This is a genomic window from Bacillus aquiflavi (genome assembly GCF_019915265.1).
GTDB lineage: Bacteria > Bacillota > Bacilli > Bacillales > Cytobacillaceae > Bacillus_BT > Bacillus_BT aquiflavi.
In genome coordinates this window covers 3,014,223-3,030,260 of record NZ_CP082780.1, presented here as the reverse complement: position 1 = coordinate 3,030,260, position 16,038 = coordinate 3,014,223, and the positions used below count along the sequence as shown (strand labels likewise).

13 protein-coding genes are annotated in these 16,038 nt (G+C 36.3%); 12 read left to right on the top strand and 1 reads right to left on the bottom strand.

What is annotated here, in order from left to right; translation table 11 throughout:
• Positions 1-350: 350 nt before the first annotated feature.
• From hpf to K6959_RS14685, 12 genes are all read left to right on the top strand, one after another.
• A complete protein-coding gene (hpf, locus tag K6959_RS14740; RefSeq protein ID WP_163242183.1) occupies positions 351-902 on the top strand; it encodes a ribosome hibernation-promoting factor, HPF/YfiA family in 552 nt (183 codons plus the stop codon).
• 257 nt (positions 903-1,159) lie between these two features.
• A complete protein-coding gene (gene secA, locus K6959_RS14735) occupies positions 1,160-3,673 on the top strand; it encodes a preprotein translocase subunit SecA (protein WP_223086873.1) in 2,514 nt (837 codons plus the stop codon).
• Between the two features lie 57 nt (positions 3,674-3,730).
• A protein-coding gene (gene prfB / locus K6959_RS14730; protein ID WP_223086871.1) for a peptide chain release factor 2 occupies positions 3,731-4,832 on the top strand; the annotation gives its coding sequence in 2 pieces (ribosomal slippage) (positions 3,731-3,802 and positions 3,804-4,832; 1,101 coding nt in all).
• Positions 4,833-5,144: 312 nt separating this feature from the next.
• Complete coding sequence (locus tag K6959_RS14725; RefSeq protein WP_163242186.1) at positions 5,145-6,008, top strand: YitT family protein; 864 nt, start codon at positions 5,145-5,147, stop codon at positions 6,006-6,008.
• Between the two features lie 51 nt (positions 6,009-6,059).
• On the top strand, positions 6,060-6,410 hold the full coding sequence (cccB, locus tag K6959_RS14720; protein WP_223086869.1) for a cytochrome c551: 351 nt from the start codon (positions 6,060-6,062) through the stop codon (positions 6,408-6,410).
• Positions 6,411-7,054: 644 nt separating this feature from the next.
• On the top strand, positions 7,055-7,741 hold the full coding sequence (gene ftsE, locus K6959_RS14715; RefSeq protein WP_223086868.1) for a cell division ATP-binding protein FtsE: 687 nt from the start codon (positions 7,055-7,057) through the stop codon (positions 7,739-7,741).
• Positions 7,731-8,624 (top strand): permease-like cell division protein FtsX, encoded by an 894-nt coding sequence (gene ftsX / locus K6959_RS14710; protein WP_163242189.1) that lies wholly within the window; start codon positions 7,731-7,733, stop codon positions 8,622-8,624. Before ftsE ends, ftsX begins: the two co-directional genes overlap by 11 nt.
• 173 nt (positions 8,625-8,797) lie before the next feature.
• Positions 8,798-10,135 (top strand): murein hydrolase activator EnvC family protein, encoded by a 1,338-nt coding sequence (locus K6959_RS14705; RefSeq protein ID WP_223086866.1) that lies wholly within the window; start codon positions 8,798-8,800, stop codon positions 10,133-10,135.
• 129 nt (positions 10,136-10,264) lie between these two features.
• Positions 10,265-11,035, top strand: coding sequence for a DODA-type extradiol aromatic ring-opening family dioxygenase (locus K6959_RS14700; protein ID WP_309484838.1), 771 nt, complete (start codon positions 10,265-10,267; stop codon positions 11,033-11,035).
• Between the two features lie 171 nt (positions 11,036-11,206).
• Positions 11,207-12,679 carry a S41 family peptidase gene (locus K6959_RS14695; protein ID WP_223086864.1) on the top strand — a complete coding sequence of 491 codons (1,473 nt, stop codon included), beginning with the start codon at positions 11,207-11,209 and terminating at the stop codon, positions 12,677-12,679.
• Positions 12,680-12,947: 268 nt separating this feature from the next.
• Entirely contained in the window at positions 12,948-14,141 is a 1,194-nt protein-coding gene (locus K6959_RS14690) for a PDZ domain-containing protein (RefSeq protein WP_223086862.1), read from the top strand.
• 347 nt (positions 14,142-14,488) lie between these two features.
• Positions 14,489-15,085, top strand: coding sequence for a peroxiredoxin family protein (locus K6959_RS14685; protein WP_246234719.1), 597 nt, complete (start codon positions 14,489-14,491; stop codon positions 15,083-15,085).
• 249 nt (positions 15,086-15,334) lie between these two features.
• Here the strand turns inward: K6959_RS14685 and K6959_RS14680 are convergent, their stop codons facing one another.
• Entirely contained in the window at positions 15,335-15,946 is a 612-nt protein-coding gene (locus K6959_RS14680) for a superoxide dismutase (protein WP_223086861.1), read from the bottom strand.
• Positions 15,947-16,038 lie beyond the last annotated feature (92 nt).

Sequence of the window (16,038 nt, the reverse complement as noted above, 5' to 3'; positions counted from 1 at the left end):
GTTACATCTTTTTCTTTAAGTAATTCTATTTAGCATTTTATTTAAAGCTTCAATTTCCATTAGTTTAACACCTATAAAGACAACATGAAACATCTACATAGCACCCTTGTTTTAGCTTTAGTTTAATCCTATCAAAAATGAGTATCGGGACTAGTAACTAGTAACTGTTTTTTTTACTCTGTTAATTAATGTGTTTATCATGTAAAATAAAAATGATACTTCATTTCATTTGTAAAACTTACGTAAATTTTTTCACCAATTTGACAAAAGTTACGGTCTGTTATAGCAGGAGTTTTATCGGGTAAAATAGAAGTATATATACATAGTAACTAATAAGGAGGAGTTCACTTATGAATTATAACATTCGTGGTGAAAACATTGAGGTAACTCCAGCAATTAGAGATCACGTTGAAAAGAAGATTGCCAAGTTGGAACGTTATTTTACAGAGGCACCAAACGCAAACGTTCACGTTAATTTAAAAGTTTATAATGATAAAACTGCAAAAGTGGAAGTAACTATTCCGATGCCGCATCTGGTACTTAGAGCTGAAGAGGTACACGAAGATATGTATGCGGCTGTCGATCTTATTACTGATAAATTAGAACGTCAAATTCGCAAGCATAAGACAAAGGTTAATCGCAAGCTTCGAGAAAAAGGAAGCACAAAAGAAATGTTTGTGACGTTTAATGATACGAATCTTCCTGAAATGGAAGAAGAAAATGATCTTGAAGTAGTCCGTACTAAACGCTTTGATTTAAAGCCGATGGATAGCGAGGAAGCTATTTTACAAATGAACCTGCTTGGACATAGCTTCTATGTATTTACAAATGCAGAAACAAATCGCACGAACGTTGTTTATAGACGGAAAGATGGTCGTTACGGTCTAATCGAAGCTCATTAATTTAAGTAAAAAAAGCTGGCACAGAAGTCTCATTCTGTACCAGCTTTTTTAGTACGATTTAATAAGTTGAAATTTTCTTAAAAAATTTTTTGTCTCCTATTAGCTTAAGTTGTAACGATCCTGTGATAATGTTAAGATTATTAAGGAATTAACTTGAATTATGCAGAAGGATTAAAGCTCTCCTATTTCGTTTCCTGTAGATCATTTTTTATTGAGTTTACAAATATTGTAATATTTTACAAAAGGAGCGTTTATACATGCTTGGAATTTTAAATAAAGTATTTGATTCAAATAAACGCGAATTAAAGCGACTACAAAAGCTAGCAGATCAAATCGAGTTGCTTGCTCCTGAGATGGAGAAGTTAACAGATGAACAACTCCGTGGGAAAACGGCGGAGTTTAAAGCTCGCTACCAAAAAGGTGAATCTCTTGATGATTTACTAGTTGAGTCGTTTGCGGTTGTTCGCGAAGGTTCACGCCGTGTTCTCGGATTGTATCCTTACCCTGTTCAGCTGATGGGGGGAGCTACCCTTCATGAAGGGAATATAGCTGAGATGAAAACGGGTGAAGGGAAAACTTTAACGGCAACAATGCCTGTCTATTTGAATGCTCTTTCGGGTAAAGGTGTCCACGTCATTACTGTGAATGAGTATTTGGCAAACCGTGATGCTACAGAGATGGGGCAGCTATATGAGTTTCTTGGTTTATCAGTCGGTTTAAATTTAAACGGCATGACAAAAGAAGAAAAGCAAGCGGCATACAATGCCGATATCACATATGGAACAAATAACGAATTTGGTTTCGATTACCTTCGGGATAATATGGTTTTATATAAAGAGCAAATGGTTCAGCGCCCACTTCATTTTGCCGTCATCGATGAAGTTGACTCTATTTTAATTGATGAAGCGCGCACCCCGTTAATTATCTCGGGAACAGCACAAAAGTCAACACAGCTATATATACAAGCTAATGCATTCGTTCGTACTTTACAAAAGGACGTCGATTATACGTATGATGAAAAAAAAAAAGGGGTACAGCTAACAGAAGATGGAATGACGAAAGCGGAAAGAGCATTCGGAATTGAAAATTTATTTGATATCTCTCATGTCACAATAAACCATCATATAAATCAAGCGTTAAAAGCACATGTCAGTATGCATTTAGATATCGACTATGTCGTTCAAGACGGTGAAATTGTCATTGTCGATCAATTTACTGGACGATTAATGAAAGGACGGCGCTATAGTGATGGTCTGCATCAGGCAATTGAAGCAAAAGAAGGCTTAGAAATTCAAAATGAGAGCATGACATTAGCAACTATTACTTTCCAAAACTACTTTAGAATGTATGAAAAACTAGCTGGGATGACAGGAACTGCAAAAACGGAAGAAGAAGAATTTAGAAATATATATAATATGAACGTCGTCGTGATACCAACAAACAAACCGATTGTTCGTGATGATCGTCCAGATTTAATTTATGCTTCAATGGAAGGGAAATTCTTAGCTGTTGTAAAGGATATTGCCGAACGTAATAAAAAAGGACAACCTGTGCTTGTTGGGACGGTTGCAATTGAAACATCTGAACTTATTTCAAAAATGCTTACTAAAAAAGGAATTCGTCATAACGTATTGAATGCGAAGCAACATGATAAAGAAGCAGATATTATTACTCAAGCAGGTCAAAAAGGGGCCGTTACGATTGCAACGAATATGGCAGGGCGCGGAACAGATATTAAGCTTGGAGAAGGCGTTTTAGAATTAGGTGGACTAGCGGTTATCGGCACAGAGCGCCATGAAAGCAGACGGATCGATAATCAGCTTCGCGGACGTTCTGGACGTCAAGGAGACCCTGGAATTACACAATTCTATTTATCAATGGAAGACGAGCTAATGCGTCGTTTTGGATCAGATAATATGAAGTCGATGATGACACGTCTCGGGATGGATGATTCCCAGCCAATTCAAAGTAAGATGGTTTCTCGAGCTGTTGAGTCAGCGCAAAAAAGAGTTGAAGGAAATAACTTCGATGCACGTAAACAGCTTCTACAGTATGATGATGTTCTACGTCAACAGAGGGAAATTATTTATAAGCAGCGGTTTGAAGTATTAGAATCTGAAAATCTTCGCGAAATTGCAGAGGGAATGATCGCTTCTTCCTTAAAACGCAACATATCTTATTTTACAGCGGAAAGTGACGATTCAGAAGAATGGAACTTGCAAGGTATTGTTGATTATACAAATGCGAACCTGCTTCCAGAAGGGGACATTTCCGTAAACGACCTACGCGGTAAAGAGGAAGAAGAAATAGTCGACCTTATTTTAGAAAAAGTGAAAAAACGCTACGATGAAAAAGAAGAGTTACTTCAACCTGATCAAATGCGCGAGTTTGAAAAAGTAGTCGTTCTTCGTGCTGTTGATACAAAATGGATCGATCACATCGATGCAATGGATCAGCTTCGCCAAGGAATTCATTTGCGTGCTTATGGTCAAACAGATCCATTGCGTGAGTATCAAAGCGAAGGATATCACATGTTTGAAAGCATGGTTGCTGCAATTGAAGATGATGTCGCCAAATATATTATGAAAGCTGAAATTCGCGACAATCTTCAACGTCAAGAAGTAGCAAAAGGTCATGCCGTTAACCCGAAAGAAGAAGGCAAAAAAGTGAAGAAAAAGCCAGTTGTTAAAAAAATTAATATTGGTCGAAATGATCCATGTATATGTGGAAGTGGAAAAAAATATAAAAATTGTTGTGGGAAAAATGCATAGAATTTATTCTGGATTATTTCCTAATTAAAATATAAAAAAGTGTTTGAGGTGACAGTGATGGAATTAGCAGAAATGAAACATGAGCTCGAAAAGACAGCTAAGCGATTAGTCGACTTTAGGGGGTCTCTTTTACTTAGAAGTAAAAGAGGCACGCATAGCAGAACTAGATGAGATGATGCTTGAACCGACCTTTTGGGATGAACAACAGAAGGCTCAGGCAGTCATCAATGAAGTTAAAGGTTTAAAAGACCTTGTTAACGAATTCACGGATTTAAATGAAACTTATGAAAATCTAGAATTAACATATGAGCTTGTAAAAGAAGAGAACGATGCAGACTTGCAGGAAGAATTAGCAGCAGAGCTGAAAGAACTTGCGAATCGTTTAAATGATTTTGAACTTCAGCTTCTTTTAAGCGACCCGTATGATAAAAATAATGCAATTCTTGAACTTCATCCTGGTGCAGGTGGTACAGAGTCACAAGATTGGGGTTCAATACTTCTTCGCATGTATACACGCTGGGGAGAAAAGAAAGGGTATAAAGTTGAAACGCTAGACTATCTTCCTGGTGATGAAGCGGGAATAAAGAGCGTTACTTTATTAATAAAGGGTCATAATGCTTACGGCTACTTAAAATCGGAAAAAGGGGTTCATCGTCTTGTACGTATTTCTCCTTTTGATTCATCCGGACGGCGCCATACATCGTTTGTTTCTTGTGAAGTAATGCCTGAATTTAATGATGAAGTAGAAATTGACCTTCGAAATGAAGATTTAAAAATCGATACGTACCGTTCAAGTGGAGCCGGTGGCCAGCATGTTAATACAACAGATTCGGCTGTTCGAATTACTCATGTCCCTACCGGTGTAGTTGTGACATGTCAGTCAGAGCGTTCGCAAATAAAAAACCGCGAAAGAGCAATGAACATGTTAAAAGCAAAACTATACCAACGAAAAATTGAAGAACAAGAAAAAGAACTTGCGAATATTCGTGGAGAACAAAAGGAAATAGGCTGGGGCAGTCAAATTCGTTCATATGTTTTCCATCCATACTCGCTTGTAAAAGATCATCGTACGAACGTAGAAATTGGAAATATCCAGTCCGTTATCGATGGGGAAATCGATCCGTTTATCGATGCTTATTTACGCTCAAAACTAAATTAATGATGACAAACACCATTACGATAAAAAAGTAGTGGTGTTTGTATAAATCTTAATAGTTCAAAGTAATTTTCTCCTACTAACTAGAAAGAGGAAAACGAAAAATATTGCTATTTGTGAGCTGATCAAGAAGAATCGAGTGTTTGTCAATTAGTAATTGAAATATTTTTTTAAAATAATTTTTAATATATTATTGCTTTAACACACTATCTCGCTGGCATTTACAATGCATAGTCTCCATGTTATACTCACGACGATAAAAATGATTGTAAAATAGTACATCAACGGTAAGTCGACCTGAAGGAGACAGAAAAAATGCGAAAAATAAGTCAGCAACGATACAACTCAAAAATGAAGATAATCTTGGAATATCTCAATGTTTTTGCAGGCTCGGCTATCATTGCTATTGCATTCAATGCTTTTCTTCTACCTAACAAAGTAGCCTCAGGTGGCGTCAGTGGAATTAGCATTATTTTAGAAGCAATATTTAGTTGGGAGCCAGCATACGTTCAATGGGCATTCAATATTCCACTATTTTTCGCTGGGATCTTTTTTCTTGGGAAACAGTTTGGTATTAAAACATTGATCGGTACATTATTTTTACCGTTTATCGTCTTTTTAACAAAAAATATGGATGCTTGGACGAATGATCCGCTTCTCGGTGCGATATTTGGTGGGATTGGCGTTGGTCTCGGTCTTGGAATCGTCTTCCGTGGTAAAGGTTCGACAGGCGGGACAGATGTTGCGGCACAAATTTTTAATAAATTTACAGGTCTTACTCTTGGCACATGTGTAGCCTTAATTGATGGATTAATTGTCATAACAGCTGCAGTTGTGTTTGATATAGAACGGGGTTTGTATGCGTTAATAGCTCTTTACGTAACAAGTAAAACGATTGATCTCGTTCAAGTTGGTTTAGGCCGTTCGAAAATGACATTCATAATTACTGCAAAACAAAATGAAGTACGTGAAGAAATTTTGCATAAAATTGACCGTGGTGTGACAAAACTATCAGCATACGGCGGTTATACCGATATTAAACGTCCGATTATTATGTGTGTCGTTGATCAGACGGAGTTCACAAAATTGAAACAACTGGTCAAAACCATTGATCCGAATGCGTTTGTCATCGTTATGGATGCTTCAGAGGTTCTTGGAGAGGGTTTCAAAAAGGTATAATATTGGTATAATGTAGTTATACTTTGTAAAAAAATCAAGGGGGATTTGACTGTGAAGAAAAAGCTTTTAGCATTATTAATGGGCACGTCTCTAGTATTAGTTGCTTGTGGTGGAAATGACAAGGAAGACAACAAAAAAATGACTGAAAGTAAAAATGAAGGAACAACAACGGAAACTGCAGAAGCTGGTGACGCTGAAAAGTTTTATGAAACTAAATGCTTAAGCTGTCACGGAGGTAATCTTGAAGGCGGTGTGGGTCCAGCATTAAATGATGTTGGTGCTAGATTGTCAAAAGACGAAATTGAAAAAGTTATTACTGATGGAAGAGGTTCAATGCCTGGTGGCTTATTAAAAGGCGATGAAGCTTCTCAAGTTGCTGACTGGTTAGCAGCAAAGAAATAAAAAAATAAAAACGTTCTTCCACTTAGGATAGAACGTTTTTTACTTATATAAGTCAAAAATGAAGCAAATGTTCCTCGTACTGTTATTCGAGGCATACAGTACTGGTAGAAGTGAATAAAACAATCGTTTATCAATAGTCTGAAACGTTCTATCGAATAAAGATAGGGCGTTTTTTAATGAACTGAAGTAATAATAGAAGATTTGAGTAAAATGTAATCTTTTTAGAAGGATAAATACTAAAACTTTATTACAATCTGCTTCATTTTAACATGTATGTAATTTTTGTATTTTCTACTCTTTAAAGTACCTATTTTATCATAAAAAGTAAACGTTAATTAAATTTATATAAACACATATAAAAACAATTTAATTCCTTTTAGTTACTTTTATATACATGAATATATCATAAGCGACTTATTTGAAAAGAAAATGTAATATTATTTATCGTTATTTTGACAATATATGATGTTATAATAGGTTTTGGAATTAATGAATATAAAGTTTATGGATGTAAATCGAATATTTTGTTGAATATTTGTATTTCATCCTTTTTTAATTCAATGCGAAACATGCGCCTCGCAATTTCAAAGTTACAATTTAATAGAATTTAGGGCTTTAATAATAGACTTCAGGTGATGATAAAAATGATTGAAATGCAAGACGTATATAAAAAATACCCTAACGGCGTTACTGCTATAAACGGAATTAATATTAAGATTGAAAAAGGCGAGTTTGTTTATATCGTAGGTCCAAGCGGGGCAGGGAAATCTACTTTTATTAAAATGATGTACAGAGAAGAGAAAGCAACTAGTGGAACGATTATAGTCAACGATATTAATTTGTCTAAATTAAAATCAAGCAAAGTGCCGTTATTACGCAGAAACATCGGTGTTGTTTTCCAAGATTTTAAGCTGTTGCCAACTTTAACAGTATATGAAAATATTGCCTTTGCACTCGAGGTAATCGAGGAGCATCCAGACGTTATAGAGGATCGTGTCATGAATGTTCTTGAACTAGTCGGTTTAAAGCACAAAGCTAAAATGCTTCCGACTGAGCTCTCTGGAGGAGAAGAACAGAGAATCTCAATTGCTAGATCAATCGTCAACTCACCAAAAGTAGTGATTGCGGATGAACCTACTGGAAACCTTGATCCTGAAACTTCTTGGGGCATTATGAACATCCTTGAAGAAATTAATGCAAATGGGACAACCATTCTAATGGCGACGCGTAATAAAGAAATTGTTAATACGATTAGACATCGTGTTATTGCAATCGAAGGCGGCAAGATTGTCCGAGATGACGAGCGGGGTGACTATGGCTATGAAGATTAGAACCGTAAGACGTCATTTCAGGGAAAGTTTTAAAAGTTTAGGACGGAACGGCTGGATGACCTTTGCTTCTGTCAGCGCTGTAACCGTAACGCTCATTTTAGTTGGGGTCTTTTACAGTATCATGATGAACCTTAACAATGTAGCCAAAAGTATTGAGGAAGATGTAGAGATCCGCGTTCACGTTGATTTAGCTGCAAATGAGGAAGACCAGCAAGCTTTACAAAAAAAGATTGAACAAATTTCTGAAGTAAAATCGGTTCAATACTCTTCAAAATCAGAAGAACTTGACCATTTAATTACAAGCTTTGGCGAAGAAGGGGAAGCGTTCAAACTCTTTGAACAAGATAATCCACTTATGGATGTGTTCGTTGTAAAGGCGAAAAATCCTAATGATACAATGAAAGTTTCCAAGAAAATTGAAGAGCTGGAATATGTCAATAAAGTAAAGTATGGTCAAGAAGAAGTTGAAAAGCTATTCAAAGTAGTTGAACTAAGCCGAAATGTCGGTCTTGTGCTAATTATAGGTTTGTTGTTTACAGCCGCATTTTTAATTTCAAATACAATTAAATTGACGATTTTAGCAAGACAAAAGGAAATTGAAATTATGAGATTAGTAGGTGCGACAAATGCCTTTATCCGCTGGCCTTTCTTTTTAGAAGGATTATGGATAGGTATTTTAGGTTCAATCATACCGATTGCGACCGTTGCTACAGCTTACTATTATTCATATGATTACATTAAACCAAAATTAGAAGGTCACTTTATTCAAGTATTAGAATTTACTCCATTTATTTATCAAGTATCAGCCATTCTCGTTTTAATGGGAGCGTTAATTGGAATTTGGGGTAGTTTAATGTCAGTTAGAAAATTTTTAAAGATTTAATAAAAAGGAACGGAGGGGGGAAGGTTCCGTCCCTCTATTAAATCCTTGTAACTATAGACGTAAAATGATTTTAAAATGTTTCACATCATTTTACCTTACATATAAAATGATCAGCTCTTGTCTTAGGCAAAGGAACATAATATAAAACTTTAGATTAGGAAGGAGAAATAATTTTGAAACGTTCGGTTCTAACATTTACAATCGCAGCAACAGTTGGTTTTAGTAGTTTAATAGCAGGAGATACAGCTTCTGCAGAGTCATTGAAAGATTTGCAATCGAAGAGAAATAAAGTTCAACAAGATCGTTCAGGTGTAAATGCAGATATTAATAAGGCAGATTTAGAAATAAAGCGTCTGCAAGCTGAGCAAGAAAAGATTAAACAAGAAATTCAACGGATTGATACATCAATTAACGAAACGAATGAAAAAATTGCAGAGAAAAATAAACAAATCGAAGACAAAACTAAAGAAATTGAAAAGCTTAAAGGCGACATTTCTGATCTAGTTGCCCGAATTGACAAACGAAATGAACTGTTAAAAGATCGCGCTCGTTCATTCCAAGAAGGCGGCGGGGCAGTTAGCTATTTAGATGTTCTGCTTGGCGCTAAAAGCTTTAGTGATTTTATTGATCGTGTTGGTGCAGTTAACACGATTATGGAAGCAGATCAAGATATTTTAACACAGCATAAAGAAGACCAACAAACATTAGAAGAATTACAAAAGAAAATGGAAGATGAGCTTGCTCAATTAGAGACTATGCGCAGCGAGCTTCAAGAAATGCAAAAAACTTTAGAAAAACAACGTGCTGAAAAAGATGCATTTATGGCGAAACTGAAGGTTCAAGAACAGCAAACGGAACAAGAAAAGCTCTCTTTAAAAGAGGAAGAGGAGATTTTAGCTGCCCAAGAAGCAGCAATCCAACAAGCGATTCAATTAGAAGAAAAGCGTCTTGAGGAAGAAGCGAAGCGCCGTGCAGAAGCTGAAGCAGCAGCAAGAGCACAAGCTCAGGCTCAAGCAAAGGAACAAGGGAACGGACAAGCCCAAGCTTCAGCTAAAGCTCAACCAAAGAGCAGCGGCGGAAATAATGGTGGAGGCGGCAAAAATGTTTCAGCTGCACCACCGGTTTCAAGCGGGATTTTTACAAGACCAGCTAGTGGGTATATATCATCTTATTATGGACCTCGTTGGGGTGGTTTCCATAGAGGAATTGATATTGCAAAGCGTGGTACTGTTCCAGTCGTTGCTGCTGCAGATGGAGTTGTGATTCGCTCTTACTATTCGGATAGTTACGGTCATGCTGTGTTTATTTCTCACTCTATTAATGGAAAAGTTTACACAACCGTTTATGCTCATCTCGATAGTAGATTTGTTCAGGATGATCAGCGGGTTTCAAAAGGACAGTTTATCGGTTACATGGGTAATACAGGAGATTCTAGAGGACAGCATTTACACTTTGAGATTCATGAAGGACCATGGAATGGATCAAAATCTAATGCCGTCGATCCGCTTTAATATATTAGATAATAAACGTAAGCTGGAGGATACAATCATGTATCCTCCAGCTTTCTATTTATATTGCTTGAAATATCATTGTTAAGAAATATAATTGAAATAAACGATTAAAATAGGGTGATTAACTTGATGCCAGCTTTATTTGTAAGTCACGGTGCGCCAACTTTAGCGATTGAAAATAATGAGTATACGAAATGTTTACAGGAACTCGGAAAATCTTATCCGAAGCCAAAGGCAATTGTCGTTTTTTCTGCACATTGGGAAAGCAGTATATTATCGGTCAGTGTAACGGATGAAATTTATGAGACGATCTATGATTTTATGGGTTTCCCAGCTGAATTATATCAAATTGACTATCGTGCAAGAGGAGATAAACAAATAGCAGAAAAAATAATCGGTTTGTTTGGGGAAAATGGACTTCAAGTACGAGGAAATAAAACGCGCGGACTTGACCACGGTGTTTGGGTGATTTTAAAGCATATGTATCCCGAAGCGGATATTCCAGTCATTAATATTTCTGTAAGTCCAAATTTACAACCTAAAGAGCAATATTTGATTGGTCATGCATTACAGCAATTACGTGAAGACAATGTTTTAATTATTGGCAGTGGAGGAATTACGCATAACCTTCGTGAAATTGGTTGGGGGGAAACCGAGCCGTATCAGTGGTCATTTGAGTTTGATAGTTGGGTTATTGATCAAGTCCTTAAATGGGATACGAAGTCTCTATTTAATTATGAAGAAGAAGCACCGCATGCGAAACGGGCAGTTCCGCGAAATGAACACTTCATCCCATTATTTATGGCGATGGGAAGCGCAGACAATATGAAAAAGGCAAGTATTATTTATCGGGGTTATCGATATGGTTCGTTAAGTATGATTGTGTTTAAATTCCATTAATTTTTTAAAAGTAACAATCAACCATTCATATCTTGTCCAAATTGCACATATATTGAATGAACAGAGGGATTGCATATCTTTTTGATCAATTTCATTATCAAAAAAGGTTTAATCCACAGGAGTGTCGAATTATTTTGAAGCATACATTGGTCAACAAGTGGAGGTCGAGGCATGAAGCGAAAATGGGTTGCATTTTTAATGGCATGTTCACTGCTAACAGGTGCTGGCGGTACATATGTCGGTATGAGTTGGTTGAAAAAGGATGTTGAAAATCATTCTGAGTTAGAGCGAAAATCAGCTCAGTATGGAACCGAAAAATCCAGCACAACTGACACAAGTGAAGATGAATTAAAAAAGGTTGAACAAGCTTACGATTTGATTTTAAATGAGTTTGTTGAAAAGGTAGAAAAGGAGCAGCTAGTCGAAGGGGCAATTCAGGGGATGTTATCAACTCTCGAAGATCCGTACTCAGTTTATATGGATAAAGAAACATCGCAACAGTTTAATGATTCTCTTGACTCTTCATTTGAAGGAATTGGGGCCGAAGTAAGCATGGTAGATGGCAAAGTCATTATTGTTTCACCGTTTAAAGATTCGCCAGCTGAAAAATCAGGATTAAAGCCGAAAGATCAAATATTATCAATTGATGGAGAATCAATAGAAGGACTGGATCTTTATGAAGCTACCTTAAAAATTCGTGGAGAAAAAGGAACGGTAGTCAAGCTTGAAATTTTACGTAATGGATTAATAGAACCGATTACAGTAGAGGTTGTCCGTGATGAAATTCCATATGAGACTGTTTTTTCAGATATTATGAAAGAAAACGATAAAAAAATTGGTTATATTGAATTAACATCTTTTTCAAAAAATACGGCAGCTGATTTTAAAAAGCATTTAAAGACATTAGAGAAAAAGAAAATTGATGGACTTTTAATAGATGTGCGCGGAAACCCCGGCGGTCTACTTTCCAGTGTGGAAGAAATATTAAAAGAACTTGTGACTGATAGTAAACCATACGTTCAGACAGAAACACGTAATGGAGAAAAAAGTCGTTACTTTTCCAGCTTAAAAAAACCAAAAAGTTATCCAGTCGCTGTTTTAATTGATAATGGAAGTGCTTCAGCTTCCGAAATTATGGCAGGTGCTTTAAAAGAAGCGGGGGGCTACGATTTAATTGGTGAAAAGACATTTGGAAAAGGGACTGTCCAACAGGAAGTACAAATGGGGGATGGAAGCAGTATAAAACTTACTTTATTAAAATGGCTTACACCTGATGGGAACTGGATTCATAAAAAGGGAATCGAGCCGACAATCGAAGTTTCTCAGCCTGAAATATTTCATGTTCATCCAGTTCAAGTAGAAAAAGAGTTAAAAAAGGATATGAACAATGAGCAAGTGAAGAATGCACAGGAAATTTTAAAAGGTTTAGGTTTTGAGCCAGGTCGTGTAGACGGATACTTTAGTGAACAAACTGAGACAGCTGTTCGAGCGTTCCAAAAGCAAAAAGGTTTGAATACGAGCGGAACAATCGACGAGAAAACAGCAGGAGCGCTTGAAGAAACTGTTTTTGAAGAAGTTCGTAATCGAAAAAAACGAAAAAACGATATTCAACTAAACACGGCTGTGAAAGTATTAAGTCAGTGAATGAATTTGACAGGCACTTGAGATAAGTGCCTGTCATTTATATGGAAGAATACTAACGAAATAGAAGCGAAAACTTCATTTTAATAGTAGAAAAACTTTTATTACAGAAAATCTAATAAAAACTTCAAAATTATGTTAACAGAAATAAGTTTCCCTACTAATAAACAGTCAATTTTGATAAAATAAAAAAGAATCATCCTTGTGTTGCATTAACTTAATTAAATTTTTTTAGAAATATCCATATACTCGAAGAGGATGGTGGCGAGGATTGATAGAAGCATGGTTAATAGAAATTTTAAGAGGAACAAGTAAAATTTTTCTCCATCCCGTGTTCTATTTTTCCATTATTTTAGCAGGATTATTAGGAATTCGACGTGTAAAACGGGAAAGACGGGATTTTAACACTCGCATTCACGATGCTTATTTAGAATTGCGCTATTTGTTTTCAATTGGTATTTTAGTAGGCTTATTTATTTCAATCGTTACGTTAGTTGTAGGGATTCCAGTACCGTTTGCTGCCATTATTTTAATCGGATTGTTTACAGTGTTGTTTAGCTTAACGACTCATATACGCTTGCTTTCTCCAGCGTATACTGTAGGTTTCGCCTTTTTTGCCCTCATCTTCATCGGGAATCAAGAAGGATTGACAATTCCTTTCTTTCAAACATCCTTTTCGGCTATCGATGAAAAAGTTTATCCTTCTGTAGCATTATTATTAGCTCTGCTCATTATTGGAGAAGCTATTCTCATATTAAAAAAAGGCAGTAAAAAAACGTCTCCCAAACTCGTAAAGAGCAAGCGTGGTTTTCAAGTTGGGATTCATGAAGCGAAAAGGCTTTGGGTTGTTCCGGTGTTTCTGCTAATCCCTGGTGATCCCTTACAGGCGATGTCGTGGTGGCCTGTCTTTTCAATAGGAGACACTACATATTCTATTTTTTTAGTACCGTTTGCAGTTGGTTTTTCTCAGAAAATACAAGGAATGCTCCCTAAAGAATCAATTCGCTTTTATGGATTAAGGATTATTTGGCTAGGTCTCATTGCGACAGGATTAGCAATCGTTGGTTACTTTGTTCCAATTGTTTCGATTATTACTGTTGCTTTGATTATTATTGGCCGGGCGACTATTACACTGCTTCAGCGGTTGAAAGAAGAAACGTTGCCTTTTTATTATTCAAGACAAAATCAAGGCTTAATGATTTTAGATATTATTCCAGACTCTCCTGCATACAGAATGGCATTAAAGACAGGAGAACTAATTACGAAAGTAAATGGGATCGCTGTACAAGATGAAAAGGGCTTTTATGAAGCACTGCAACGCAACGGAGCTTATTGCAAACTTGAAGTATTTGATGTTAACGGTCAAGTCCGTTTCGTCCAGCGCGCTCTTTATGAAGGCGATCATTATGAACTCGGCATTTTGTTTATAGAAGAAAAAAAGTGGGATCAAGCAGCCGGGGAATGATGTGGTTTACTAAAATGTAACTATGAATTTGTAAAAAATAGATGATCATTAATCTAAATTCAAAAAGGCTTAAGAGATAACTGCCTTTTTGAATTTTTCCTTTTTATTCATCAAGTTATGTTATTAGACTTCATCACTTCATATTATTAGAATGATAACAGACCTGTATAACAAAGCCAATAGAAGGTTTTCTACTGTCCAACCTATTATATAAATTTTTTGCTGCTATTTGGTGAATTGTTAATTATTAATTTATTTTGATCCTTTATGTCGTTACAATCATTAACATGAATCTAAATGAGCTTAGACTATTTTTATTATAAGAGCTAACAAGGGGGAAACGTTTGTTGAATAAACGCTTTTTATCTATATTCATTATCATTTTGGCGATCGTTATTATCTTTATGAATTTATGGAAGCCTTCTACATCAGAGGAGGAGGCTAAAGACATTCACAATTCTACACCGAAAGAAGAAGAGGTAGCTAATGAAAAGATTCCAGGGGTAGATCTTTCAGAAGTAAAGGAAGGAAAAGAAGCTCCTAACTTCGAATTAACTACATTAAATGGAGAAAAGGTAAAATTATCTGACTATAGAGGGAAAAAGGTCATCTTAAACTTTTGGGCGACATGGTGCCCGCCTTGTATAGCAGAAATGCCCCATATGCAAAACTTTTATGAAAACAATAAGGATCAGGGGATTGAAATAGTAGCTGTCAACTTGACGAAGTCGGAGAAAGGAGAAACAAATGTAGCGGATTTTTCAAAAAAATATAGTCTCACTTTTGATATCCTCTTAGATAAGGAAGGAGATATCGGTATGCAATATCAAGCTTTTACAATACCTACGAGCTATATTATTGATCAAAATGGTATGATCATAAAGAAAATTGTTGGTCCAATGGATGAACCAATGATGGAGAATTTAACGAAGGAGATTGATTAGAGATTCTTCATCAGATTGTTGCCAAACGCTCGCATTCTTCTTGCTTGTCCTTCGTTATAAGCTTTCATGAGTGCCCTGTTCTGCCGAGCGCTTTGGACTGATAAGCGTTTTCAAGAAGTCTGACAGCGGTTGTTTTCGAATATATTGCCTTTGTCGTCCCAAAAGGACAAATAAAATTGAACATAAAAAGGGGAGTCCAATAGCCGAAAATCGACTTATTGGATTCCCCTTTGAAATGTGAATGTGTTCTTATTTTGCAGCGTTGTAATTTTTCGCTACTTCTTCCCAGTTCACAACGTTCCAGAAAGCGTTTATGTAATCAGGACGTCTGTTTTGGTAGTTTAAGTAATATGCATGCTCCCAAACGTCTAATCCAAGAATTGGTGTTTTTCCTTCCATAATCGGAGTGTCTTGGTTTGGTGTACTTGTTACTTCTAGCTCACCATTATTTACAACGAGCCATGCCCACCCTGATCCGAAGCGAGTTGCTGCAGCTTTTGCAAATTCCTCTTTAAATTGTGCAAAGCCTCCAAACTTTTTTTTAATTGCTTCTGCTAATTCGCCAGTTGGTTCGCCTCCACCGTTAGGAGAAAGAATTGTCCAAAATAAACTATGGTTTGCATGTCCACCGCCATTGTTTCGAACCGCTGTACGAGCACTTTCAGGTACGGCCTCTAGATTTGACAGTAAGTCATTTAGGCTTTTTTCAGTTAATTCTGGATGTGGTTTTAACGCATTGTTAAGGTTTGCAACGTATGTGTTATGGTGTTTGCCATGATGGATTTTCATTGTTTCCTCATCAATGTGTGGTGCAAGTGCATGAAAGTCATACGGTAATTCAGGTAATGTAAATTTTGCCATGCTTTTTCATTCCTCCATAATTATATATTTTATATATAAATGTTTAAAAAGATACAATTCCATTTAACTAAAAAAAGCATGATGACGCAAGA